At 56.5% G+C, this 262-nt stretch carries 1 pseudogene; it reads right to left on the bottom strand.

The features are described 5' to 3' along the window. Positions 1-121: 121 nt before the first annotated feature. A pseudogene (locus SB751_RS31930) lies at positions 122-262 on the bottom strand (fructose-bisphosphatase class I); the annotation flags it as partial.

Raw genomic sequence — 262 nt, 5'->3', positions numbered from 1 at the left:
ACCCCCGACCTTCGCATTACGAATGCGCTGCTCTACCGTCTGAGCTATTCCGGCGTCACATCAGAGAAGAAAGATTATAGAAAAGTGCTCGCAGGAACGCAAGCCCTTTTCGCATCTTTTTTTACTTCTTGGCTTCGCGGTGATAACGCGTGACGCGTTCGACCTCGTTCTTCGAGCCGAGGAATACGGCAACGCGCTCGTGCAGGCTGGTCGGCTGGATGTCGAGAATGCGATCCACGCCGTTGGTGGCCATGCCGCCCGC

The sequence above is a fragment of the Cupriavidus sp. SIMBA_020 genome (genome assembly GCF_046535395.1).
Lineage (GTDB): Bacteria > Pseudomonadota > Gammaproteobacteria > Burkholderiales > Burkholderiaceae > Cupriavidus > Cupriavidus campinensis.
The sequence above is the reverse complement of the archived record's forward strand: the minus strand, read 5'-3'. Positions and strand labels throughout refer to the sequence as shown.